This is a genomic window from Priestia megaterium, from assembly GCF_023824195.1.
Classification (GTDB): Bacteria; Bacillota; Bacilli; order Bacillales; family Bacillaceae_H; genus Priestia; species Priestia megaterium_D.
In genome coordinates this window covers 1685861-1711575 of record NZ_CP085442.1, presented here as the reverse complement: position 1 = coordinate 1711575, position 25715 = coordinate 1685861, and the positions used below count along the sequence as shown (strand labels likewise).

General features: G+C 35.0%; 27 protein-coding genes and 2 pseudogenes. 8 read left to right on the top strand and 21 right to left on the bottom strand.

Going from position 1 to position 25715, the window contains the following annotated elements:
* The first annotated feature begins 37 nt into the window (after positions 1-37).
* Positions 38-1207, top strand: a complete 1170-nt coding sequence (locus LIS78_RS08720; protein WP_209151357.1) for an MFS transporter — start codon at positions 38-40, stop codon at positions 1205-1207.
* Positions 1208-1324: 117 nt separating this feature from the next.
* Here LIS78_RS08720 and LIS78_RS08715 read toward each other — a convergent pair whose 3' ends face one another.
* The 3 genes from LIS78_RS08715 to LIS78_RS08705 form a co-directional block, all read right to left on the bottom strand.
* Positions 1325-2032 (bottom strand): SDR family oxidoreductase, encoded by a 708-nt coding sequence (locus LIS78_RS08715; RefSeq protein ID WP_209151356.1) that lies wholly within the window; start codon positions 2030-2032, stop codon positions 1325-1327.
* A 183-nt stretch (positions 2033-2215) separates the two neighbouring features.
* Positions 2216-2611 (bottom strand): cupin domain-containing protein, encoded by a 396-nt coding sequence (locus LIS78_RS08710; protein ID WP_209151355.1) that lies wholly within the window; start codon positions 2609-2611, stop codon positions 2216-2218.
* A 17-nt stretch (positions 2612-2628) separates the two neighbouring features.
* Complete coding sequence (locus LIS78_RS08705) at positions 2629-2949, bottom strand: carboxymuconolactone decarboxylase family protein (RefSeq protein WP_209151354.1); 321 nt, start codon at positions 2947-2949, stop codon at positions 2629-2631.
* Between the two features lie 270 nt (positions 2950-3219).
* Here LIS78_RS08705 and LIS78_RS08700 point away from each other — a divergent pair, with 270 nt between their 5' ends.
* Positions 3220-3624: a MerR family transcriptional regulator gene (locus LIS78_RS08700; RefSeq protein ID WP_195780543.1), complete on the top strand. Its 405-nt coding sequence runs from the start codon at positions 3220-3222 to the stop codon at positions 3622-3624.
* Positions 3625-3889: 265 nt separating this feature from the next.
* Here LIS78_RS08700 and LIS78_RS08695 read toward each other — a convergent pair whose 3' ends face one another.
* The 4 genes from LIS78_RS08695 to LIS78_RS08680 all read right to left on the bottom strand — a co-directional run bounded on the left by LIS78_RS08695 (position 3890) and on the right by LIS78_RS08680 (position 7605).
* Positions 3890-4459: a class I SAM-dependent methyltransferase gene (locus LIS78_RS08695; protein ID WP_252285330.1), complete on the bottom strand. Its 570-nt coding sequence runs from the start codon at positions 4457-4459 to the stop codon at positions 3890-3892.
* Between the two features lie 414 nt (positions 4460-4873).
* Positions 4874-5701 carry a mechanosensitive ion channel family protein gene (locus LIS78_RS08690; protein WP_252284987.1) on the bottom strand — a complete coding sequence of 276 codons (828 nt, stop codon included), beginning with the start codon at positions 5699-5701 and terminating at the stop codon, positions 4874-4876.
* 220 nt (positions 5702-5921) lie between these two features.
* Entirely contained in the window at positions 5922-6950 is a 1029-nt protein-coding gene (locus tag LIS78_RS08685) for a serine hydrolase domain-containing protein (protein WP_209151353.1), read from the bottom strand.
* An 85-nt stretch (positions 6951-7035) separates the two neighbouring features.
* Positions 7036-7605: a MarR family winged helix-turn-helix transcriptional regulator gene (locus LIS78_RS08680; RefSeq protein ID WP_195780547.1), complete on the bottom strand. Its 570-nt coding sequence runs from the start codon at positions 7603-7605 to the stop codon at positions 7036-7038.
* Positions 7606-8197: 592 nt separating this feature from the next.
* On the opposite strand from LIS78_RS08680, the gene LIS78_RS08675 reads away from it, so the two are divergent.
* Together LIS78_RS08675 and LIS78_RS08670 are read left to right on the top strand one after the other, a co-directional pair.
* Positions 8198-9244: a YeiH family protein gene (locus LIS78_RS08675; protein WP_195780548.1), complete on the top strand. Its 1047-nt coding sequence runs from the start codon at positions 8198-8200 to the stop codon at positions 9242-9244.
* A gap of 476 nt (positions 9245-9720) precedes the next feature.
* A complete protein-coding gene (locus tag LIS78_RS08670) occupies positions 9721-10680 on the top strand; it encodes an aldolase catalytic domain-containing protein (protein ID WP_209151352.1) in 960 nt (319 codons plus the stop codon).
* A gap of 147 nt (positions 10681-10827) precedes the next feature.
* Here the strand turns inward: LIS78_RS08670 and LIS78_RS08665 are convergent, their stop codons facing one another.
* The 13 genes and pseudogenes from LIS78_RS08665 to nikA form a co-directional block, all read right to left on the bottom strand.
* Positions 10828-11163 (bottom strand): L,D-transpeptidase, encoded by a 336-nt coding sequence (locus LIS78_RS08665; protein ID WP_013056432.1) that lies wholly within the window; start codon positions 11161-11163, stop codon positions 10828-10830.
* Positions 11164-11282: 119 nt separating this feature from the next.
* Entirely contained in the window at positions 11283-12545 is a 1263-nt protein-coding gene (locus LIS78_RS08660; RefSeq protein WP_252284986.1) for a glycoside hydrolase family 18 protein, read from the bottom strand.
* 547 nt (positions 12546-13092) lie between these two features.
* Entirely contained in the window at positions 13093-13521 is a 429-nt protein-coding gene (locus LIS78_RS08655) for an ATP-binding protein (RefSeq protein ID WP_252284985.1), read from the bottom strand.
* Between the two features lie 120 nt (positions 13522-13641).
* Positions 13642-14331: a Na-translocating system protein MpsC family protein gene (locus tag LIS78_RS08650; protein WP_209151349.1), complete on the bottom strand. Its 690-nt coding sequence runs from the start codon at positions 14329-14331 to the stop codon at positions 13642-13644.
* Positions 14332-14470: 139 nt separating this feature from the next.
* Positions 14471-14686 carry a hypothetical protein gene (locus tag LIS78_RS08645; protein WP_195780552.1) on the bottom strand — a complete coding sequence of 72 codons (216 nt, stop codon included), beginning with the start codon at positions 14684-14686 and terminating at the stop codon, positions 14471-14473.
* Positions 14687-14863: 177 nt separating this feature from the next.
* Entirely contained in the window at positions 14864-15559 is a 696-nt protein-coding gene (locus tag LIS78_RS08640; protein WP_014460656.1) for a Na-translocating system protein MpsC family protein, read from the bottom strand.
* 359 nt (positions 15560-15918) lie between these two features.
* A pseudogene (locus LIS78_RS08635) lies at positions 15919-16005 on the bottom strand (IS6 family transposase); the annotation flags it as partial.
* A 160-nt stretch (positions 16006-16165) separates the two neighbouring features.
* On the bottom strand, positions 16166-17482 hold the full coding sequence (locus tag LIS78_RS08630; RefSeq protein ID WP_209151348.1) for an MATE family efflux transporter: 1317 nt from the start codon (positions 17480-17482) through the stop codon (positions 16166-16168).
* A gap of 103 nt (positions 17483-17585) precedes the next feature.
* Positions 17586-18407 carry a nickel import ATP-binding protein NikE gene (gene nikE / locus LIS78_RS08625; protein WP_195780554.1) on the bottom strand — a complete coding sequence of 274 codons (822 nt, stop codon included), beginning with the start codon at positions 18405-18407 and terminating at the stop codon, positions 17586-17588.
* Between the two features lie 32 nt (positions 18408-18439).
* A complete protein-coding gene (gene nikD / locus LIS78_RS08620) occupies positions 18440-19267 on the bottom strand; it encodes a nickel import ATP-binding protein NikD (RefSeq protein WP_195780555.1) in 828 nt (275 codons plus the stop codon).
* 16 nt (positions 19268-19283) lie between these two features.
* Positions 19284-20117, bottom strand: a complete 834-nt coding sequence (gene nikC, locus LIS78_RS08615) for a nickel ABC transporter permease subunit NikC (protein ID WP_195780556.1) — start codon at positions 20115-20117, stop codon at positions 19284-19286.
* A complete protein-coding gene (gene nikB / locus LIS78_RS08610; protein WP_195780557.1) occupies positions 20114-21058 on the bottom strand; it encodes a nickel ABC transporter permease subunit NikB in 945 nt (314 codons plus the stop codon). Before nikB ends, nikC begins: the two co-directional genes overlap by 4 nt.
* Positions 21059-21074: 16 nt before the next feature.
* Positions 21075-22700 carry a nickel ABC transporter substrate-binding protein gene (nikA, locus tag LIS78_RS08605; protein WP_252284984.1) on the bottom strand — a complete coding sequence of 542 codons (1626 nt, stop codon included), beginning with the start codon at positions 22698-22700 and terminating at the stop codon, positions 21075-21077.
* 661 nt (positions 22701-23361) lie between these two features.
* Between nikA and LIS78_RS08600 the strand changes: the two genes are divergently transcribed.
* Together LIS78_RS08600 and LIS78_RS08595 are read left to right on the top strand one after the other, a co-directional pair.
* On the top strand, positions 23362-23541 hold the full coding sequence (locus LIS78_RS08600) for an H-type small acid-soluble spore protein (RefSeq protein WP_013056420.1): 180 nt from the start codon (positions 23362-23364) through the stop codon (positions 23539-23541).
* A gap of 116 nt (positions 23542-23657) precedes the next feature.
* Positions 23658-23828 (top strand): hypothetical protein, encoded by a 171-nt coding sequence (locus LIS78_RS08595; RefSeq protein ID WP_252284983.1) that lies wholly within the window; start codon positions 23658-23660, stop codon positions 23826-23828.
* 248 nt (positions 23829-24076) lie between these two features.
* Here the strand turns inward: LIS78_RS08595 and LIS78_RS08590 are convergent, their stop codons facing one another.
* Complete coding sequence (locus tag LIS78_RS08590) at positions 24077-24394, bottom strand: DUF3243 domain-containing protein (RefSeq protein WP_014460657.1); 318 nt, start codon at positions 24392-24394, stop codon at positions 24077-24079.
* A 253-nt stretch (positions 24395-24647) separates the two neighbouring features.
* Here LIS78_RS08590 and LIS78_RS08585 point away from each other — a divergent pair, with 253 nt between their 5' ends.
* Both LIS78_RS08585 and LIS78_RS08580 read left to right on the top strand, forming a co-directional pair.
* The gene (locus LIS78_RS08585) at positions 24648-24896 is read left to right on the top strand and encodes a hypothetical protein (protein ID WP_252284982.1); all 249 of its coding nucleotides are present in this window, start codon (positions 24648-24650) and stop codon (positions 24894-24896) included.
* A 424-nt stretch (positions 24897-25320) separates the two neighbouring features.
* Positions 25321-25449, top strand: a pseudogene (locus LIS78_RS08580) (oligoribonuclease); the annotation flags it as partial.
* Between the last annotated feature and the right edge of the window lie 266 nt (positions 25450-25715).

Below are 25715 nucleotides of genomic sequence, written 5' to 3'. Positions count from 1 at the left end.
TACTATATTACACATAGATAATGAGAGGAGTTTTCTTTTGATTAAACGAAATAAATTGCTTATCTTAATATTGACCGTAGGAGTTTTTGGAATCATTAATACCGAGATGGGAGTAATCGGAATACTACCTGCCATTGCTGAACACTTTGATATCAGTGTTTCCAAGGCTGGCTGGCTAGTGAGTGCCTTTGCACTTACTGTTGCACTGTGCGGGCCAACGATGCCGCTATTATTTTCAAAAATAAATCGAAAGACGGTTATGCTACTTGTACTCGGTATTTTTCTCGTAGGTAACATTGTTTCTTTATTTGCAACAAACTTTACCGTTGCACTAATTGCTCGTGTCATCCCAGCCATCTTTCACCCTATTTATTTTTCTGCAGCGTTTACGATAGCTGCTAACACGGTTAAGAAGGAAGAATCTCCAAAAGCTGTTGCTAAGGTACTTATGGGCGTCTCTGCTGGTATGGTACTGGGTGTGCCAATCGCAAGTTTTTTAGCAAGTAGCGTTTCGCTTCAAACAGCTATGTTGTTTTTCGCTATTGTGAATGCTTTAACATTCATGGCTACACTACTACATTTCCCTTCCATGCCTGTTAAAGAAAGTCTTTCTTACGGTGCACAAGTGAGTGTATTACGCAAAAAAATCACGTGGCTTTCTATAGGAACTGTTGTTTTAATCAATTCAGCCATATTTGGCGTATATAGTTACCTTGCCGAGTATCTAAAAACGGTTACGGAGCTGTCTCCTACTATTATTAGTTTAATATTAGTGGTATTTGGCTTATCAAACATTATAGGAAATATTGTGGCAGGAAAATTACTGACAAAAGATGTGATCAAGCCTGTTGTTTCTTACCCATTCTTATTAGGAATCGTTTATATTATTCTTTTCTTAACAGGACAATTCACTGTACCCATGGTTATCATTACATTAGTTTGGGGAATATTCGCTGGTATCGGGAATAACATTAATCAGTATTGGATTACATCTGCAGCTCCAGAAGCTCCGGATTTTGCTAATGGATTATTTGTAACATCCGCTAATATAGGAACCACAGTTGGTACAGCTGTAGGTGGAGTGTTTATTTCACAATTAGGTACCCAATACGTTATATTAGTGGGAATTCTATCGTTAATCCTAAGCTTAATAACTATCTTTCTAAGAGTCTACAGATTCGCACCTGTACAAAAACTCTCTAAATGAGCTATCTAAAAACCAAGCCCTTTCTGGAGAAAGGGCTTGGTTTTTAAGTAATAATTAATTTAGTTTTACATACAGCTTTTCTCTTTATAAATCCTTTTTGATCTTTACTCACGTGTGTTACCAATCGATTTGTTTCTTATCTCTGAAAAACTTTCCGTTGGGTCCTTCAGAGCCAATTGTTGCTAGCCATAAAATAGATTTAGCCGTTTCTTCAGGCGTTCTTGGAGCAGAGGGGCCTCCCATATCCGTGCTGACCCACCCCGGATCAGCAGCATTTATTTTAATATCTCCTTTTACTTCTGCAGCTATCAATTGGGTCAATCCATTTAAGGAAAACTTAGATAATTTATAAGCGCCCACTCCTTGACTGGACAACGCTCTCATTTCTCCATATTCTGAAGATATATTGATGATTCTTCCATACCCTCTCTTTTCCATGAGCGGGATAAAAGAGCGCATAACATAGAGTGGACCAAAAAAATTGGTTTTCATTGTTTTCTCTATGACAGAGGGATCCATATCTAACAAGTGTTTATTTTCATCCAGATACACGCCAGCATTATTAATTAATACGTCTATTCTTCCGTATTGCTCATACACTTTAGTAGCTGCTTGCTCGATACTTTTTGGGTCATCTACATCCATTAAGACGAATGAAACATCCACATTTAATTCTCTAAGTTCTCCCGTAACTTTATTGCCCGTTTCTGAACTTCGGCTAGTCAAAATAACTTTAAATCCACTCGAAGCTAATTGTTTGACCAACTCATATCCAATTCCTCGATTGCCTCCTGTAACAAGCGCAACTTGTTTTTCATCCGACATTTATACCCCTCCACATTTTATAGAATTCTACAAATGCTAGCACACAATTAAACATGCTTAAAGACAATTAGTTTCTTTACTTTTTTGCAAAATCATTTAGTTGGAAATAAGATATTGAGTTTGAAAGCAGAAAAGCGAGTAATCATGTGATCAGTTTCTTAAAACGGCATATATACGTTATGCTTATAACATATTAAACCATTCATCATCGACAGGTTCTAGCCATTCTGTTTCTCCTGGTGTCATTGCTAAGTGCACAAACCAGCTATCCTTTGTGGCGCCATGCCAATGTTTCACATTTGGTGGGATGTTCACGACATCACCTTTTTTAATTAATTGTGCTGCTTTACCTTCTTCCTGATACCAGCCTTCCCCACCTGTTACTAATAATACTTGTCCGACTTTGTGAGAGTGCCAGTTATTACGAGCTCCTGGAGCAAAAGTTACATTTCCAATAGATGTGTTAAGCGGCTTTTCGTCTGTAAATACCATTCTTAAATAGGCGTCTCCAATAAAGTTGGCTTTCACTTTTTGTCCTAATGGAAAGATTGTGCTATTACTTAATTCTTCATGCTTCATCTTTATTCTCTCCTCTTTTAATCGTTATAAATTTGTTTAGCAATATTAAAAGCAGACCATGCTTTGGGCCATCCTGCATAAAATGAAAGATGAGTAATCACTTCTACAATTTCATCTTTGGTTACTCCGTTTTTCTTTGCTTTTTGAAGATGCGGCGTTAATTGCTCAAAGTTTCCACCCGCAATTAGGGCAGAAACTGTAATCATACTTCGATCACGTGGAGATAACTCTTTCTCTCGCGCCCATACTTCTCCGAATAACACATCATCATTAAGCTGACCAAACTTTGGAGCAAAATCCCCTAATAGTTCTCGTCCTGCGGTTTGTTTTTCCGGCATGTTTCTCCCATCCTTTCTTTATATTTTGGTCGTTACAACAGGTAGTATAAGACTTAAACTTAGGTTTAAGTCAACAGAAAAATGTCGATGTTTTGATGAGAAACTCACCATTGACTTGAAGTCGACTTTAAATGATAAATTTAATAGATATAAGGAGACAATACTAAAGAAAAAGCCTGTCTAAACAAACTTTAAAGAAAATACAATTATATATAACTGACTTTAAGCATTCGGTATGAGTACAAATAAATGATAGAAAAGGTGGATACAATGGCTTATTCAATTGGAGAATTTGCAAAAATTCTTGGTGTAACAGCAAGTTCGCTAAGATATTATGAAAGACAAGGGTTACTTACACCTAAACGAGATGAGAATAATTTACGAAGATATACGGATGATGATATTGAATGGGTGAAATTTCTTCTCCATTTAAAAGATTCAGGTATGTTAATAACAGAGTTGAAACAATATACTAAATGGCATGCAATAGGTGATAAAACAATCCAAGAGAGACTAGATCTGCTTGAAAATCGCAAACACCTTGTACAGCAAGAGATACAAACTTTACAACAGAGCCTAGATATTTTAAATCGTAAAATTGAATTTTATAACGATCGGTTAAGAGGCGAATTATATGATTTTGTTCTTTATCCAAATGAAGAATCAAACTCCTAACATAAGACAATAGAAAGTTTTTTCTATTGTCTTATGTTTATGTGGAAATCTCTTTTCTAAAATGTATTCCTCTAATCTATTCCGCTGGTATAGGAATGAACAAAGTTGTGTATCTCAAATTTCATGCTATATTATTCATCAGCTGCAAATACTAATTCATTAAGCTTATACAAGAAACCGCTCTGTCATTATATCGATTGCTTGTCCCCTTTTGATCCTCTTTTAGAAAAAGTTGAGGTAGCTTATTCAACATGATAACCAACTATTATTTAATAGATTTAGTTGCCAAATAGCAAGGCATATATTCAGTGATTTTCCCCTTGTGGTGATGATCTTCATAAAGATCTTGTAAGGTGAATCCAGCTTTTAGCTGTCCCCCAATTTGAGTTTCTAAAGAATGACTAAACTGTACACCGCCATTCTTTATAAGTTCTTCATCATTTTCTACCATACTTTCAGTTCCGTCATAAGGTAATTTATGAACCACTTGTAATGCTTTCTCATCTTCTCCAAATAAATAAAGAGCAGGGTTTGCAAAGCCAGATAGCAGAACGCCACCTTTTTTAAGAACTCTAAAGCATTCTTGCCAAACGTGTTCAACATCTTGAATATAGCAGTTTGATACAGGATTAAAAATCATATCGAATGTCTCATCTTCAAATGGAAATGTCTTACTCATATCTCCTTTAACTAAATCAATACTATAGCCTTCTCTAGTGGACACCATTTTTTCTAATTCTAATTGTTTATCAGAGTAGTCAAACACTGTAACTTCTGCATTCTGTGCTGCAAATACTGGGCATTGCTGTCCTCCTCCGCTAGCAAGTCCTAATATTTTTGCTTCTTTAAATGGAATAAACCAGTTATATGGAACAGGTTTACAAGGCGTTAAGTAGATATCAAAATTACCTTCAGTTGCCTTTACAAAATCTTAATGATTAATAGCCAATGACCATTCTCCCCCGGCTGAAGCCCATTCATCCCACATTTCGGAGTTAATTTTTGTATAACTAGCTTTTTGTGACATAGTTACTCCCCCTCTACCTTCTTTAGTATTTTGCTTAATTTTACCATGTTACTAGAAGAAGAATTTATATGTACTAATAATTTGTTTTGTTGATTCTGCATTAGATAATTAATTCGGACCAGGGAAGTATTTATAGAGATCTTTAGAAACACAAACACCCTTTTAAAAAATTAAAAGGGTGTTTGTATCTTAATATATATAAACAAGGTACGAGTTTTATTTTCAATGGCTTGTGTCGAAGCTTTCAGCCATCATTAGGTCATTTTTGTAGGCAGCCATTGCGAGTTCATATCTCACCTTTTGGCTCGCTTCCACAAAATCAGCTTCCTTCACAAGCCCCGATAACGAATATTGGTGACCTTTAAAACCTACGTTCAATTCAGTAATTTGATTGAATCGAAAACTTTCTATAGGAATTCCATTCACATCTTTCAACAAATATTGACCATACTTCTCGTTACATGTTTGGGCTACTTGCTCCAATACTTTGAACGCATCGTCCGGGTTTTGCCTATAGTTGAGAATAAGACTTTCATTTACCCGGCGTCTTCCTCGGGTTCCGTTCTGAAGTTCCGTAATGTTGCTATATGAAACTGTATAGAGGTAGCCATCATACTGGCGAATCTTCAAGTAGCGCATAGTAATTTCTTCTATTTTCCCTTGGCGATTCCCGTTGAGAATAACATAATCTCCGTGATGGATCTGGCGTTCAAACAAGTAAGTCAGTCCCATTATGTAATCACGGATGATATGCTGAAGGATTATCGCCAGGGCACTGGCCAACACTACAGAACTAGTGAGAATCTTTCCGAAGTCAAAGAAATGGCTAAGCACATAAATAAAGAAAAAAGCCAGCCCTACTACCCTTGTCACCTGATTAGAAAAATGCATCAGCGTCTCTTCTCGTTTTTCATCTAAAAAGCTCGTTTTGTCAAAGAAGAGCTTAATAAATTTGCGGATAAAATAAACAATAAGTATAATCAGCAGCGCTACCGTTAAAACCTTTACGGGAAACTGCTGGAAGAATTCAGTAAAAACCAACCTACCCACTCCTTATTTCTAACACTATACCAAAAGAATGTACATAAAAACAAAAATCTTCTGTTCTTCACAAACCTTAATGATAATAGCACGGTTTCATCAAAAAAAGAAGCGTAATCTATGCTTCTTGAAGTTGGGTATATTGATGATAATCTCTCAATTAATTGAAATTAAAGGGGTAAGGTGAACTGTAATAGACTAATTTTCTTCGTTTTTTTGTAGACTATTCTTATATATCTTTTGACTTTTGCAGGCTTTCTAATAAAGACATTCCTATATGTTCATCATTATTTCTACCTAGTCTATAATTAGCTAAAACGACGGACGCAACTTTCTTTTCTTTATCAATCCCTAAAAATGAGCTGAAGCATCCTGTTCCACCGCCGTGCAACACTACATTATTGTTTTTCTTTAAAAGCAACCATCCAAGACCCATATCAAACTTCTTTGTTCCATCACCGTGTTTTTTATGACAAAAAGAAAGATATGGTTTATCTTCATACATATTTATTTTTGCGTATTTAAGTAAATCGTCAGCGGTTGAGGATACCGCCCCGGCAGGTGATATAAAATTTTCCTTGTCCCACTGCCAGTTGCCACAATTATTATTTTTGCGGTCATAACCCTGTAGATTATTATTTGAGCTGCCTAAACAAGTATCCTTTAGTCCAAGCTCATTATGAAAAAAGTCATTCATAGTATCCCAATATCCCCTGCCCGATACCATTCCCAACACGTACCCAATAAGTGAGATGCCGAAATTGGAATATTTCCATGAATAATCTACTTCTTTCAATTTATTACTTTCGATTAGCATCTTCATTTTGTTAAAATCCATATGCAGCGGATTATTTTTGTTCAAATCACTTCCGCCAAAAATCAAACCTAAAATTATTTTAAAATATTCCTGTGTATTTAAAGGTAAGCTTCCTGAATATCCAGAAGAGTGAGTAGCAAGGCGAAGCAATGTGGGATAATACGTGTCTTCTTTAATTTCTTTTATGTATTTTTGTATAGAGTCATTTATTGACAGCTTGTTTTCAGATACATACTTTGAGAGCAGCGATACAGTGAAAGTTTTCGTAATAGAACCAATTTCATAATGATGTTTTTTTGATGAATCTATTTCACCGCCTTCGTTATAAGTTTTTGTAACAGGATCATTGTCCTTTAAGTAGCCAACGGTTAATTTTAAGTGTTTTTTTCCTTTACAGGTTTTATTAATTAACCGTAATGTTTCATCGCTGATTTCAAACATAATGATTGCTCTCCCTTATCCTTTATTTTTAAAATTTCAAAAGGATTACGATATGCTTTAAGTTAGATTAGCCTATCGAGTTGTTTTATATATTCTTTCTCATATTATCAATTGCTTGAACTCTTCGACTTTCAAGCTCCCTTATTACTCTCAACTGTAATTCATTGTGATCATCATCCATTTTGATGTTGCCTTCTTCTTCAAATCCATCATGTTCTTCCCCATCAAAGCTATAAAGTTTCTTTAAAAGCTTCCACATTATTTCCAACTCTTCAGTTGAGAACTTTTTAAAAAGTTCTTCCAAAAAGAAAATTCCTTTTTCTGAGACAACAAGCAGTGCCTCTTTTCCCGCTTTTGTAATTTTTACGTTAACTGCACGCTTGTCTTTACTGCTAGGAACTACGTCAACATAACCCTTCTTTTCCATAATGGTAATTAACTGTTTGACGCTTTGTTTTGTGGTTCCTAATTTTCTAGCGATATTATTCAATGTTGTTTCATCTTCAGGTAAATGAGCAATTGCCACCATCGCCATATGCTGTCTTGATGTTAAAAGTTCAAGAGATTTATCACCCTTTACTTGGATTTTATTTGCCAGAGAAAATAAAGTAGCGTAAGTTTGCTGCATTAAGAAAAGCTCTTTATAAATATCCATATTCAGCCTCCATTTTAGACAATATAATGTCTAAAATAAGAGTATTACACTTTGAGAATTTAGTCAATATATTGTCTATTTTATTTTAGGAACATTCGGATTATGTGAACAAATAAAAAAGCAAACTCCCTATCACCAGAGGTTGCTTTTTATCTTATTTTAATTTTGACAATTCTAAGGAGACTATTCTGTTACACTAAATTAGGCAAAGAAATAGTGGCCGCTCTTAAGCAAAAGTTGTCCTTTCTTTATCTAATTAGATAACTAAAAAGGCAATCTAATTTAATATTACTCTAAAAAAATGTAAGAAAACCGATATGAAGTAAAGGAGAAAAAACATGAACCAACACACACAACCTTTAAATCAGATATCAAAAGGTGTATTGAGGGATAAAAACCAATAAAAGCAGCAAGTTGATCTTCAGAGTCACTGAAAATCAAATTGCTGTTTTTTTGTATTGTTCATTAATATTTTTAATTATAATCATGATTTATCTATATTTTACTAATAATAAACCGTCTTTTATAGTTAAAGTATACACTTCTTGTGTGAAGCTGCGCTTGATAAGAATTCATATTGGAGATGAAATGTATGATAACTATAAATAAAGCCCAAAAGCGGACTCTATTCTCACGAACAAATGCCCAGACGTCATCTAATGTTTCTTTATGGGCTGGAGGAATTGCTTTTACTTTTCTTTTTGCTTTACTTGCTTATGGATTAGCGAAAGTCCCGGGATTCGATCATATTGGTCCACTAGCCTGTTCAATTATAATAGCAGTCATTTATCGTCAAATTTGGGGGTACCCTGAAAAAATAAGATTTGGAATTGAGTTTTCTTCTAAAAAGCTGTTACGCTATGCGATTGTTTTATATGGACTAAAGCTTAATATTGATGTTGTTATTCATCATGGGTTAGGATTGTTACTTCACGATGTGGGAACGGCTGTATTTGCGATTGTTTTAACGGTTTTTCTAGCCAAATGGATGAAGGCTGATAGTGGTTTATCCCTTCTTTTAGGGATAGGAACAGGAATATGCGGTGCAGCAGCTATTGCAGCTGTTTCTCCAATTGTAAAAGCAAAAGAAGAAGATACAGCTATCGGAGCTGGTGTTATTGCTTTAGTGGGGACCCTATTTGCGATTGGATATACCATTTTAAGACCTTATATACATTTAACGGATATTCAATATGGAATTTGGTCAGGCGTAGGCCTCCATGAAATTGCCCATGTAGCTCTAGCTGCAGCACCGGCTGGACGCGACGCCCTAGCTATTGGCCTATTGGCTAAGTTAGGCAGAGTGCTCTTACTTGTGCCATTAAGCTTTATCTTAATGTACTGGATGAAGCGAACAGGAAAAATTGAAAAAGATACGAAGATTGAATTCCCTTGGTTTTTAATAGGTTTTATAATCATGAGTATTTTTGGGAGTTATGTCGTTGGTAAGCACCTTATCATACCTAAAACGATCATGAATGATATTTCAACTCTAACTACCTTTCTTTTAACAATGGCTATGGTCGGGTTAGGGTTAAATGTAAGCATGAAGGCTCTTCGAACAAAAGCATTAAAGCCGTTGATTGCGATGTTTATTACCTCTATACTCTTATCGTTCCTTACATTTTGGACGATGTAAAGACAAGTGAATTGAAATGATTAAGCAACAACTAATACTTCCTATACAACTGTTAATGTGAAAAAAGTCTCTTGTTTCTCATGTTTTAAACCTCTTCCCAAATTTATGGATTAATTATAAAGCAATCTAAACCTACAACCTAGATACTAATGGTAGTTGCCTCCCTAATAAACAGTTTCACTTAAAAACAACCTTTATTGCAGTAAGTAGTGATGTAAGATGCGCTGGGTTTGTATATACTAGGGGTTGTACTGCTGAACTTGATGTTGTTTTAAGAGCATCAAGCGGATGAAAAGCCAAAGCATCTCCTACCCATGAAATACAGTAAAGCAGAGACACATTTAGAAAATACATTGACGCCTCTGAATCAGTCATGGTATAAACACAATAGGAGAGTTTAGTGCTTAAAAGCATAAAAGCGATAAAATTTAAAATAATACTCATATAAATAGAATACATAGGAGGAAATAAACACCATGGAACATAATAGCAAAATTATAGACTGTACCATTCGTGACGGAGGTTTAATTAATAATTGGGATTTTAGCGTTGAATTTGTGCAAGACTTATATAACGGCCTAAGCGCAGCCAGCGTTGAATATATGGAGATTGGTTATAAAAATTCACCTAAGCTTCTTCAAGCAACTGAGCCCAATCCATGGAGATTTCTTGACGATAACTTCCTCAAAGAAATTATCCCTGAGAAAAAGTTCACGAAGCTATCTGCCTTAGTAGATATTGGGCGTGTAGATCCGAATGACATCCTACCGCGTGAACAAAGTATGTTAGATATGATTCGAGTGGCATGCTATATTCGCGAAGTAGATAAAGGCTTAGAGCTTATAAAAATGTTCCACGATTTAGGGTATGAGACTTCACTTAATATTATGGCACTATCTAGCGTACCGGAAAATCAGCTTATTGAAGCATTTGAAATGGTAAAGAAAAGCCCCGTAGATGTTGTATATATCGTTGACTCCTTTGGAAGCCTAGATCCTGCGGATATTGAGCATCAAGTAAAAAAGTTCCAAGCCATGATTCCTAGCAAACAGCTTGGGATTCATACGCATAACAACATGCAGCTAGCTTTTGCTAATACATTAACTGCGATGCGCAATGGAGTTACATTCCTTGATTCATCTGTTTATGGTATGGGCCGTGCAGCTGGTAACTGTAACACAGAGCTACTTGTTAGCTACATACCAAAACCAAGCTATGAGATGAAGCCGATTCTTGGCGTGATTGAAAAGCATATGCTTGAAATGCGTCAAAAGTGGGAGTGGGGCTATATCATTCCTTACATGATTTCTGGTGTACTGAATGAACACCCACGTGTTGCTATGGCTTACCGTGATAGCGAGGATCGTGACAAATTCGTAGATTTTTATGACAAAGTAACGTCTCCAGAAGTTACTACGTCTCCAGCATCAAAATAAGTTAAAATGCTAAAAGTACCTCTGTTAATCGGGGTACTTTTTTGTTATTACACAAAAAAACCATGATTGTATAGTATATACATAAACTTTGATAACCTCGATCTCGACAATTAGCTACATGTAAACAGTCGTGCTCTTCTTAAACTATTATTTATGTATATAAACCGGCGTTCCAATGGGAACTGCAGAGGAAAGTTCTAGAATATCTTCATTGTCCATTCTGACACATCCATGTGACATATCTCTGCCAATAGAAGCTGGATCATTAGTCCCGTGTATTCCATATGTGGGTTTTGACAGTCCCATCCATAAAGGGCCAAATACAGCTGGAGGAGTAGTATCTTTATTAATGATTTTAAATTTTCCAGTTGGAGTTGGAGTGATCATTTTTCCTACAGCAATAGGATATGTCTTTACTAATTTAGCTCCATCATATAGTTTTAATTGATGCTGCTTTATTGAGACATCTATCCTTTTTGCCATGGCAGTACCTCCAACTTCTTATAAGTTACTATAAATAGAATTTTTTTATTGTTAACAACATATATCAAATAACTATTAACTGAAAAATATCTAAATTGATCCATAAAAACTAGTGCTATTTATACCGTTCTAATAGTGAAAAATTTCTTTAAAAGCCAAGGCCCTGGCGTAAATCCAAGTGTTAATTGCCAAGCTCCTATTGCTTGCAAACCAAATTTACGAACTAACACCATTTTTTCACTCATGCTTCTTACATCTTCAAACCATACTTCATGCATCTGTCCCGCTTGATCTCTATACTGAAAAAATGGGGATTTATACTCCTTAGAATATTGGATGGGAGACTGATATCTCATCGCTGTTTTAATCGCATCTTGATTGGATATAGCAGATGCTACAGTACCAGGCTTGTAAGGAATTGACCAGTTATATCCATACAAAGGGACTCCAATGATAAGTTTTCTTCGCGGAACACTTTTTATCGCAAATTCTATTGTTCTTTTTACTTCAGTAATAGGTACAACAGGCCCTGGTTCGCTGCCTGCATGATGCCAATCATATGCCATAATGAACATATAGTTAACAACGGCACCTATTCCCCCGTAATCATATCCTTTTAACCAAGGAATATCTTCGCTTGTCTTCGCTGGAACCGCTATGGTCAGCACGTATCCTGCAGGTTTTAAACGTTCACCCAGCTGACGTAAAAATCCTGTAAAAAGATCTCTATCCTCGGCCTTTACACGTTCAAAATCAATATTCACCCCGCCGTATCCTTTCCTAGATACTAAATAAAAAATATTATTAACAAGATTGTTTCTTGCCTGAGGATTATTTAAAACTTGATGGGCAAGATCAGAACTAAATCCTTCAGAAGTTAGATTAGTAATCGTAACTAACGGTGTAACTCGGTTTTTCCAAGTCGTTTCAATTGCTACTAAGTCGTTTAAATCATTCATAATATCTCCATTGCTGCCAAAATGATATTCAAAGATAGAAATGGACGAGGAATAAGTTGCAAAATCAGTAATTAAATCGCGGTCTAATTCTGGATTTCGAACGGCATAATACTCCAGTGTACCTGCAATATAATCTGATATATTAGGAATTTTTATTTTCATTCCCACCTGCAAATAATTATAATGGACTGAAGGATTAGCTCTTTTTAATTGTTCTAAGGATACATAAGCTTTTTTAGCAATACTCCTCATCGTATCACCAGGTTGAACTGTGTATACATAAGAAGCTATAAGTAAGGCTTGACCTGGAACAATATTTGTTTCTTCTAACCCATTTACCCTCCTAAGCTGCGCAATGGGATAATCATATCTACTGCTTATTGAAGACAGGGTATCACCAGGTTGAACTATATAAACAAACATGTTTTCTCCTCCTATGTACTCTTTATCGAATTATGTTTTATTTCGTGACAAGTTTAAAGAAGCCATTCAATAAATGTATATGAGTATTGTTTGTTTATATAACTGTGTTAAGTGATGGTAAGTGTCCGTACGTACTCCATCTTCTCCATTGCTCTCCTAAAGCTTTTGATGAACTACAAATAGAGAACTGTTTCAGAAATCATGGTTATGAGACCACCTGCAAATAATTTCTTTTTTAACAAATACTTACATACGTCTGTCTGTAATCAGCGACTGTAATACATACCTTATATAAAAACCAAGGGAGTTTGTAGGATAAAGCGTAAAACTGAGAATAGAGTTACTAGTTTAATCACAGTTTTTTTAGACCATAGGCCAAAGTAAACCAAGGGGATCATATTCTTCAGGAGATATCTGCTATTTAGTAGAGGGTTCTTTCGTGAAGAGGGAATGCAGTTTTCCTTCATCTTCTTTATCTAGATATTTCTTCTTTTAGCGGCTACTAAATCCATACCCCTTCCTACATAATCTAGATAAACGTTTTCTTTTATTTCTTTTTTTTCCATTTTATAACCTGGATGTTAACGCCATGGTCTTCTTGAGATGATATGGTGAATTCGTCCATTAATTTTTTTACCCCTGATAAACCAACGCCTAACCCTCCTGACGTTGTATAGCCACTTTCTAGCGCTTTTTGAATATTTTCAATGCCTGGTCCTTTATCTATAGCTATTATTTTGATTCCTATTCCAAGTTGATTCTCTATTATTTCCATTATAATTTTTCCCGTAGTGGCATATTTATATATATTTCTGGACAATTCTGAAATAGTCGTAATAATTCGGGCCTGATCGAGTGTGCTGAAGCCTAAGCAGTTAGAGAACATTCGCCCTTTCTGACGCGCTTCTACTATATCCACTTCAGTGTGTATCTCAACAGTTAAAGGTTCCTTTCCTTCATCCGATTGAAATAGCATAATTATCACCACTTTCTTTATTTTAATAGTAGTAGTAAAAAAACAATAGGCCAAAAAGAAAGGTTATATAACCTTTCTTTTTGGCCTACATCTAGTTCAGTGCCTAGCTTATCAGTGCCGTTATGAAGTTGGGTTTAAAATCAGAAGAATTGTACTTTTATCTTTATGAAAGTCCCATGCGACTAGTATATCTGTTACCTTTGAATCTAAAATCACTTCTACTGATTGACTATGTTCATGAAGTAGCCTTTTTTCAAGATTTCTTTTAGCCAATGTAAGATTTTCTTCAAATCCTAATTGGACTAATTCTTTCTCTACACTTACCATAATACCTTGCCTGATTATAAGGAGTGTTCTCTGATCTAATAAATAAGAAGAAACATCTTGAGGGAGTTTTTCTGCTTTTTGAGTCACTTCCTCAACTTCTTTATGCAGCAATTTCTGATTTTTATAGGAATGATTAACTATGTTTTCTTTATCAGAATGGATCATGATAAACATGCCAGACTGCAGCTCTAAATTCCAATCATAATAAAATTCTTCAATATCTAAATGTATATTTAATTGTATATATCCTTTTATCTCTTCAATTAAAGTCTCCATTAACAAATCACGTGTTTTTTGAACATAGATAACTTGTCCCTTGTCTAACAAAGCCTTTTCTAAAGGTAATAAAAAGGCTTTAAAATAAACGGTTATAAAAGGAGGAGAAATGACGGTGAATACACCTCCAGGACCTCTTCCAAAGTTTTCACGAAGTAACCTTCCCATATAGCTACTTAATTCTTTTTCCAGTTTCGTTTTATCCATAGATGGTGCACCTAGTTTCTAGTTTCATATGGTATACTATTCGTGATGTTTTATGAAAAATCCTTCTTCATCATAAGATCATTTTCAGTAATAAGAATTCACTTTTTACAAGGTGTAAACGAGGCATACTAATATATCTTTAATAGATTGGTTTCTGTTTACCTTTATATTTCCTGTGTTTAAAGATTCTTCTTTTATTTAAAATTCCAATTTTGCTTCCATAGATAATGGTACTTAAAAGTATTATATCCTTGCTAATTTCTTCTTTGTATACTTCATTGTCATACTTTTGGTAATCCTGCAACAATCGACGAAGCTCATTTATAAACAATACAATCTCATGATTATCAGCCATACCGACCAAATCCTTTCTGTTGGCACATCCTATTTTCAGGTGCTATTTTAGGGAATTATTCCGTTACAAAAGGACTTACTCTTTTTAGACAACAAAAATAAGCCGAAAAAGAAAAGGTATGTCCTTTGCTTCCTCGGCTTATGTTTGGCACAGTGTGTCCAATTCATTACTGCCTCATTAATTTTTTGGTTTTAGGATAAGCGTAATAATACTATTATCCTTTTCAAAATCCCAATCCACAAAAATATCAAGAATGTCTGCATTTAATATCTCATCATAGTCATCGTTTTGGCGTAAGATTCCTTTTTCCAAAGGACGTTTAGAGATGCGTAAGGTGTCATCAAAACCCAACGAAATTAGCTGCTTTTCAATAGCCACCAGTATTCCTTCGCGTACGATGACCAATGTACGATCGCTTAATTTATATGAAGAGATTTTTTCAGGTCCTTTTTGTGCAATCTCACTCATCTTTATAATTCGATCATGAATTGCTTGTTTTCCTGGGTAAGGGTCACCCTCAGTCAAATCGGCTTTCAAATCGTCCAGACACACTCCCACAAAAATTCCGGAGTGATGATCTAAATTCCAATCATAATATAAGTGCTGTATGTCAAGGTCTGTAATCCCTTTAATTTGCCCAGTGATTTGAGGTTCAAGAGTCTTTACTAAAAGCTCTCTTGTAGTCATAACCTGAAGTTCTTCATTCTGGTTTAACAGTACTTGCTCCATAGGTGATACGAAGCCACTGACATAAATAACAACATAAGGTTCATAAATCGTAACATGAACAGCCTCGGGGCCTTTTCCAAAGTTATCTCGTAACAATTTGCCCAAATTATTCGCCAGCTTTGTTTGCTGAGCCTTAATATCCATATTTCTTCATCCTTTATTAAGAAAGAAGCATCATATCCTCTTTCCATCCTTTTATTGTACCATTACGAACGAATAATTTAAATATACAGAATAAATAAAAAATAATTGTTACAGTATGTTTAACCTAATTATAAACGTGCAAAACCTCTTCTTTCTATTGCTTAGGATGTATTTTGAATGTCACCGGAAAATACGAATCCGTTAGATTCGTATTGCTGTTTTCAATAAAGAAATTTATTATACGATGATGAACGAAATTTTTTTATTCAGTCGTGGACAGATAACGAATTTTTTTATTTCTTAGTAGAAATCTATATATTTTTTAAGGAAGGACGATTGTTTGTAAAAGAGAATTAAGCTTTGGAAACGTGCAAAAAAGCCAAAGCTTTCTTAAAAAAGCACTTGGCTGCTTGCTTATTTCTTGCTTTACTTAAATAAAAATCTACTAATCATTTAACAGACCTTTATTAAGAAAGAAGGCCGTCCTCCCTGACCGCTTTCTTTCTTAATAACCCCATCTATTTAAGAGAGTAGCAGCACCGGTAGTACATCGGCGTTTGATGGATTCCTCCATGACTGAACCGGAACTATTTTGTTATAAATTTTTCAGCCCTCTCCCTTTAGCTCTAACAATTTTTTATTTAATCGAGGAGTGTACATAACTAGGAACCCTGATCGCCCGATAGTATAGATGATGAAAGCCAGCCATAGGCCATGATTATGCCAGATAGGAGTTGCTGTAATCTGTATAATGATATAGACAACCATCGCGTAAATCATAGAATTTCGAACGGGAGCAATTTCAGTTGCTCCTGTAAAAACCCCATAAAGGACAAGGCCAAAACAAGCAACAAAGGGGTAGATGATAAGCCATACTCCGTACGTAAGTGAAAGTTCAATCACATCAGGCAAATTTGTAAATAGCCCTATAACCTGCTCTTGAAAAAGTGCATATAAACTAGCTATAGTAACAGCTGTTATTACCGACCACTGTCTAGATAAAGTAAGTATTTTTTTATATAGCTCTTTATCATTTGAACCTACTGCTTTACCAACAAGAATACTGGAAGCATTAGCAAATCCATCAAAAAAATAAGCCATTATGTAGTGGATTTGAAATAATACAGCATTTGCAGCTAGAAATTCTGTACCAAACGAAGCACCTTTGGCTGTAAACATATTAATAACGACCAATAAACAAATAGTTCGAATAAACAAATCCTTGTTAACATTAAACATCCTCTTCATAGCATCTGTATCCATAAGTGCCTGAATTGATGGCATCTTCCATTTAAACGGAGATGCTTTCAAAATAATGACTAATCCTAGTATGAAGGCTGTAACTTCAGCAATCAAGGTTGCTGTAGCGACTCCTTGTACATCAAAAGAAAAAACATGGACAAAAAGAATAGCTAAAACCATATTTAAAACATTTGTAAGTATCTGTAAACATAAAGATTCTTTAATCTTAGCCATTCCCATTAACCAACCAAGAATAACATAGTTCATCAATGTAAAGGGTGCTCCCCATATTCTAATTCTGAAATATTCTACTGTAAACCTACTTACATAAGAATCGGGAGAAATTACTAGGAGAGCCGCACGTTCAATTGGCCGTTGTAAAAGAATAAAAAGCATTCCTACTATTACAGCTAATAAAAATGGCCGGGATAAAGCAAGTACTCCTTGATCTGGATTGTTTGCCCCATTTGCTTGTGCGGCAAAGGCGGATGTACTAACTCGTAAAAAACCAAATACCCAATATAACGTATTAAAAATAAGAGTTCCTACCGCAACTCCTGCAATATAAGCTGGAGCTGGAAGTTGCCCTACAACAGCGGTATCAACCGCACCTAATAAAGGCGTAGTCATCGTTGAGATTGTCAGGGGAATCGCCAAAGTAAGATACGTACGATGATTCATCCAACTGGCCTCCTTCTATCATTTTGAGTTGAACATAAAAGCAATAGCCTCGATTATGTGGATGAAATCGAGGCCTTTAAATACATATAGGTATACCTTTAAATTAAATATGATTATTCCTTGCTCCAATTGAACGAAAACGCGGATGCTCGGCAAGTATAGAACCTCTCATCTCTTTTACCACGGGATTTTCTGAAGTAAAAAACTCATTTTTCGAAGTATAATGTTCAATTAATTCTCCTTTTTCTAATACACCTAATGTATCGCTAATCATATAAGCAGCTTTGATATCATGTGTGATAAAAAAATATGATAAGCCAAAGTCTTCTTTTAACTCTCTTAATAGTTCTAGAATGAGAGTTTGCGTAACCATGTCTAGACTGCTTACAGATTCGTCTAAGACAATGAGCTTCGGCTTAAGAGAGACTGCCCTTGCAATATTAATCCTTTGCAGCTGACCGCCACTAAATTGATGCGGATATTTTTTTAAGTCCTTTTCACCAAGCCCTACTCTTTCTAATAATTCAATCACGGTTCGTTTTTGTTCAGCTAATGTTAATTTCTCATAGTTTTCTAACGGTTCTGCAATAATACGTTCAGCGGTCATTCGGGGATTAACCGCTGAGTATGAATCTTGAAAAACAACTTGAAGATCACGCCGGATTTTTTGGCGAGTATGCTTATCTACAGTATAGATATCATGTCCTTGAAAGAGAATCTGTCCATGCTGTGGCCTTTCCAAGCCGAGAATTACTTTTCCTAAAGTACTTTTACCGGCCCCACTCGTACCCAGCATTCCTAAGCATGTCCCTTCTTCAATAGAGAAGGAGATATCAGAAAGTACTTTCTTAGAACGATTTTGCCATTTAAAAAATGTTCGAGTTCCGTAGCTATGAGTGACTTCATTTACTTGTAATAAACTCACTTGTTCACCTCTTATAAAATGCTTTTCACATATCAAATTAAGTTGATTACAGGTTCCTCTAAATACAATGTCGGTCTTGCATTTAACAGCTTCTTTGTATACTCATGCTTGGGTGAATCAAATAGTTGAAATACACCTGCTTTTTCTACTATTTTTCCATGTTGCATAACGGCTACTTCATCTGCCATTTCAGAGATAACTCCTAGGTCATGAGATATTAATAAAATTGCTGAACCATATTCAGAACGAATTGTATCCAAATGACGTAGTACATTCTTCTGATTATTTACATCTAAGGCGGTTGTCGGTTCATCAGCAATAATAATAGCTGGATGCAAGCTTGCGGCAATAGCAATCATTACTCGCTGAAGCATACCCCCACTCAGTTGAAAAGGATAGTATTTCAAAAGCTTGTCAGGGTCGGGTAAATTGACTTGTTTCATTGACTCAATGGCAAGCTCTGTTGCCTGTTTTTTATTCCAACGCGTATGAGAGCGAATAGTCTCAATAAATTGGTGTCCAATAGTAAAAACTGGCGTAAAAGCATTCATCGGGTTTTGCATAATAAAGGCTATATCCTTACCACGAATCTTACGCATTTCTTTCTCAGCTAAACCATTTAATTCTTGGCCTTTTAGCATTATGCTCCCTTCAATTGTTGTTTCCTTACGATTGAGGAGCTGAAGAATGGACATGCTTGTAACGGTTTTACCACAACCACTTTCACCAATAAGACCAAGAATCTCCCCAGGCTTCAGTTCAAAGTTTATATCTTGAACAAGAGTTGTAACACCATTTTTTGTTTTTATTTGAACACGTAGATCTCTAACTTGTAACACTTTTGACTCTTCTGTTCCCAACTTTCTTCATTCCTTTTCAAAATCGACGTTTGACACCGTAACGTTCTGATAAAGCTTCGCCTAATAGATTGAATGTAACAATAACAAGCATAATAGACAAACCTGGATAAAGCATCAGTTCTGGATTTGTCCGAATATATGATTTTCCTTCGTGAATCATTGCTCCCCATTCAGGTGTAGGAGACTGAACTCCTAATCCCAGAAAAGACATAGCAGATATATCCATGATAGCCCATCCCATTTCCAATGTACCCATTACGACAAGCGGAGGTAACACATTGGGGATAATATGATTTTTAATGATCTTCCATTGAGAAGAACCGCTGATCTTCGCAGCGGAGATGAAGTTCTGTTCCTTCAAACTAAGGACCATTCCTCGGAACATTCTCGCGTAATAAACCCATTGTACAAGCATCAGCGCTAAGATTACTTGTGACAGTCCAGGTCCAAATATACCAACCAATCCTAGTACAAGGATAAGGCTTGGAAAAGCCATAACACCATCGCAAAACCTCATTAAAACATGATCAATCCAGCCACCTTTATAACCTGAAAACGTTCCAATAATTAAACCAATTGCTAACGATGAAATGAAAATAAGTATAGCAAAACCTAATGAGATGCGTGCCCCATGTAAAATACGTGACAAGTTACACCTTCCTAAATGATCGGTTCCTAGTGGGAAATTCCAGCTTGGAGGCTGCAATTTATAAGCTAAATTGACGGCAATGGGATCATTTGGTGTAATCCAAGGGGCCAATATGGCGATGATAAAAAGAATACCTAATATCGTTGAACATATGGGAATTACTTTTTGACTTTTAAATATCGTACGTATACTTGTCATCATCGATGCTGTCCTTCTTTCCTGGAAATACGCGGGTCTACATACATCTGAACTATATCTACAATTAAGTTACTCAAAATAAATAAACTAGCCGCTATTAACACATAGCATTGTATAACAGGTATATCACGATTAAAAATAGCTTCAATGAAATAACGCCCAAATCCAGGCCAAGAAAAAACCGATTCAACGATAATTGTGCCCGTAAGTAATTTCCCAAGATTCATTCCAAGCCCAGTTATCATTGGGGAAATAGCAATTCTCAGCACATGTTTTGTCATAATCGTTTTTTCTTTAAGTCCTCTAGTTCGAGCAAATAGCACATACGGTTGTTGCAAGTTTTCAAGAACACTCGCACGTAACAATCTTGTATACATTGCTATTAAAGGAAGAGCTAGCGTAATGGAAGGAAGTACAAGATGCTGCCATGTTCCGATTCCCTCTACTGGAAAAAGATTAAGCTTAACAGAAAAGAAAAAAACCAGTATGTAGCCCAGCCAAAAAGTTGGAATAGACGCACCAAAAAAGGAGAGTAAACGACTAAAATGATCAATAACGCTGCCTTTCTTTACTCCCGCCAGAAACCCAAGAGGCACGCTGACAAACACCGCTATCAATATACTTGCTATAGCTAGTTGAACGGTAGCTGGTATTCGATATATAACTTCATTCCAAACCGGCTTATTTGAAACATAAGATATGCCAAAGTCAAGTTGGCATATCTTCATAATAGATTTTACATATTGAATAAAGAACGGCTGATCTAAACCAAACTCATGTCTTTTTTGAGCCAAGATCTCATCAGTCGGCTGGATATGTGCTGCCGTTAAATAAGCTTCAGCTGGATCCACTGGTGAAAGATGAATCATCCCAGTCGTGAGAAGTGCAGCCAAAAGAAAAACTGGAATGATGGACATAATTCGTTTTAGTATATAATTGCCCATGAAAACCTCCTGCTATTTACTGTTTGATGCTAATTCCTGTGAATGGATTCTCGTCACGATTAGCAGGGAAATTAAAGTTCGTTACATTTTTTTGATAAATGGCTGTTTTCTTAATATACGAAACAGGAATAATAGCTCCTTGGTCTTGTAGTGACTTTAAAATAGACGAATAGAGCTGCTGACGTTCTTTTTCATCTGTTGTTTGAGGCACCTTCACCATTTGTTTGATTAACTCATCTTTATTTGGATATGCTGAAATAGCTTCATTAAACCCAAACCCTTTTGATGCGACAATGTTTAAAAATGTATGAGGATCGTAAGGAGCACCATAATTACTAAAGAAATTAATATCGAATTTATTATCTTTAAATCTCTGGACTTGATCTGCTAATTCAACTCCCACAATGTTTAATTTTACTCCAATTGCCGCCCACTCAGATTGAAGAGTTTCTGCCATTGCTTTCTGGATAGATTCTGCTGAATCATACATTAGCTCAACTTCGAGTAACTTTCCATCTTTTTCACGAACTGTTTTTCCTTTAGGAAGTTTCCATCCTGCTTTGTCTAATAATGTCTTTGCTTTTTCTACATCATACCCTACCGACGTAATATCCACATCTTTAGTATAAGGTAAATTTGTAGGTAAGATATGGTCTGCTTTCTCTTCTAAACCTGAAGTAACTCCTTCAACCATTGCATCTCTGTTAAAACCATAATGTAGCGCTTGACGTACACGCTCATCTGAAAGCTGTTCTGTTTTTGTATTCATAACAAGCTGTCTTGTCGCAATTGGTTCAGAAACGCTAGTTTCGTATTTTCCAGTAGACTTTAATTGCTTAAACGTATCTAGACTGATAACTCCTTCTCCATAAATCATGTCCAAATCACCTTTTTCAAATGCCAGTACTCTCGTTTCCGCATCCGGAATAACTTTCACTTTGATTTTTTCTAATTTTGGAAGCTCTCCCCAATAATTTTCATTGCGTTTGTAAATAGCATATTCGTCAGCTTTATACTTTTCTAAAATCCATGGACCTGTACCTACGGGTTTAACAATACCTTTTGAAGTATCACCATCTTTAGGAAAACCAGCTTCACCTAAAAAACGAACTGGTCGAACTACAGCTAGCTCCTGAATTGTTGGATAATATGGCTCAGTCAATGTTAGTTTAAAAGTGTTTTTGTCCACTACTTCTGTTTGAGATACTTTTGTAATGAAACCCAACCAACTATGTAATTCGGCATTATTCAAAATAGTATCAAAATTCTTTTTAACAATTTCTGCATTAAAATCTGTCCCATCAGAAAATTTTACACCTTCACGCAAATGAAACGTGTATACTTTACCGTCCTCAGAGATTTCCCATGACTTAGCTAGATTTGGTTTTATCTTACCGCCCGCTTGATAGCTTACTAATGGTTCATACACCATAGATTGAGCAAATAATTGTGAAGGGTTGTAGACATGTGGATTCATTTCCCCTACATCTCTCGGCCAAGCAATCGTAAGCATATTATCATGACCGCCTTTCGATGTTGATTCCCGATTATTAGTATTTGAACAACCAACTAATAATGTTGACAAAATTAAAATAAACATAGAAGCTAACTTAATTTTCAGACTAATTTTACCCTTAGACATAACGGTGTCTCCTCCTACTTGATGTTGATAATCGTTTTCAATTGTAAGCAGGATTCGCATTCTTGTCAATGTAATATTGAAAACTTTATTTTCAATATTGTTATCTATCTGTGAAAGTAACTTTTTAATAAAATAAGCTAATCATTATTTATATGTATGATATAAATTTAATTATTGCTTAATATAAAATTAATGCTATATCTTCTTTGTATAAATAGATATTTCCTAATTTTTAGCATTTACTGTTTTTTCATTTGCGTTTGTTTGTATAAAAAGGTGTATATCTTTAAATTGTCTACTTTAGATATTCTCAATTATGGCTTATGTATTATATCCTCTTTTAACATATTATATTGGGTGAAAATTCCTTTTATCAACCACTTTGTTTATACAGGTTTGTTGTTAAAAACCTTGTTTTTGACAAATAATATATTTACTTTGACTTAATTGAGGGGAAAATATGAAGATTTTCGGAATAAATATATTGATTCTTTTATTGGCAACTGCAAACCTCCTATTAATAGATGTTTTGTTAGATTAGAGGGTAGATTCATTTTTAAGGGAATGAGTTATAGCGTGTAGTCAAATTATTGTTGGGGAAATATATCTTTATCTTTTAATTGATGCAGCGCAGGGACATACTAAAAAATGAGGTGATAATATGGAAATAAATCGAGCTAAACAAATTCTTTCTTCACCCAAGGAAATTGATGTTCATTACCACGGAGTTCCTATTTGGATTAAAAGTGTAGATGAAACATCAAGTATGGCTACCGTTCATGCGAGAGGAACACATGATGAAGACCGTATGGTTCCAGTCCTTGATTTAGAAGAAAAATAAAAAGTTGGAAAGGAAGAATGTAGTCTTTTTACATTCTTTTCTTCTATCTCCAAATAGAACCCAATAACTGATACCATATTTCTCTAAGCTTTATTTATAAGAAAAAGAGGTGTAGCATGAAAGAGAAAAAAGAACCACACTTCAGAAGTGGCGAGCTAGAAAATGCGGAACTAAAAGGCTATTATGGAATGGATCCTGAAACTAGCCTTCAATCTGTTAATTTTGCTACGACAGATAACCCATACTTAAATGAACATTACCAGGAAGATTCTAAAGAAAATGAATAAAGAGGGAAGAAAATAACCGATCTTTATTTCTTTTCTTTAGTTATACATTTTTAATAAGTTGTCAATAGAAGGGGTTGCAGATAACATATTTCAATCTCGGCTTATTCTTGCTTCTGCAACGATATTACCTAACACATAACGAATATAAAGAGCCACTTGTTTTACGCAAGTGGCTCTTTGCTACGTTGATTGAATACACTTGAATCCCTAATAAATAATGGAAAAAAGCAATCTATAAGTGATTTAGATTATTCTTTAACTAATTTGACAAGCATATGAGCAAGATGATGTTGTTCTTCCTCGTTTCCAACTTTCCATAACTCATGTAACAAGTATTGCTCTTCATTTTGTGGCTCCTCATGTGTTGCGAGATAATCAGCTATTTTTTTAGCTGCTAGAGCTAATTGATTATCATTTAACCCTAGTTTCTCACCTTTTGTGACTTTATCTCCTAAGTAACTTTTAAATTCGTTAAAACTAGAAAGGATGTTGTCTTTCTTCTCTTGACTCATTTCATTTAGTTTATCCTCTACTTTATTTTCAACGGTTTCAGTATTATTGTTCATTTTTCATTCTCCTTCCAATTAAGTATTAATGTTCTTATATGGTAAATCCCCCATTTACAAGTATATAAACATTTCGTAGCCTACTCATATATTAAGTAGAATAATAGTGAACCTTGAATAAAACTCGATTATTTGTAATAAAGTTTAGTGAAAAACCTTTTTGATAACAGGATGTATTTCTTAGGATATTAACAACCTAGGTTAGTTCCACAAAATTTAATGGGTTATTTAGATGAGAACGGAGTGAATACAAATGAGTTTAGCTACTTATATAGGTTCGAACGTAGAATTACCTATTAATAAGGAATTAGATGATTTAGTTACTATTGGGAGTTGCTTTTCAGATGAAAGAAATCGATTGAACATAAAGAAACATCAGTATAGTTGTTGGGTAGGAGAAGAAGCTGAAGAGCAAGAGAGGAAATTGACGTTAAACATCCATTACTTTGACATTGACGATATTGACATGCGGGAAAAAACATTAGTTAGAATTGAAAAATGAGTTCGCCCTATTATGCTGGTAAGTTTTTTCGTATATATAACCTACAATAAAAATATGAAAACAAAAAAGCTATTTCAATCTTATTGGCGCCGGAGTGAAATAGCTTTTACTATGGTTTCTTATGCTTTACGTACATTTGTCGCTTGTGGGCCACGTTACCCTTGTTCAATATCAAAAGTCACTCCTTTTTCATTCCATTTTAATATCTAAAAGATAAATTATGTGAACTAAAAACTCCTATAACATGATTAAGAAGCTTATATTCAGCCAGACCAATTAGAAGAAATGTTTATACGTTATGCCCCTTAGAAGCTCACATACTTAACCAATGAAAAGTTAATTCTATTAAGTGATCTTCAGCAATCTAAAGCTTTAGTGGTTAAAAACCTCCCTCTCGTATCATAATGATTTCGGGGTGAAAGATATGTATAAACTGTTATCCCATACCGATTTAGATGGAGTTGGATGCGGGACTTTAGCAAAGTTAGCTTTTGAAGACCAAATAAAAATTCGTTATAACTCTATTACATCGCTTAACCATGAAGTAGAATGGTTAACAGGCTTCAAAATAGTGAACACTTCTTTTTTGACGAGTTTGAACAGAAGATATTGGATATCGAAAAAAAAAGAAAAACTCCCCTAGTGCGTTAAGGGAGTTTTTCTTTTTAGTTAAATATTAAGGGTGTAATTGCTTGTTACTTACATATCATTTAATATTTTTGTAGATATTTATTATAACCTATCAAATGATTTCGAGAAAGTAAAAAATGAAAGCGATTACTTTTAATTTAAAATAATAAATGAAATATAACAGTTTTT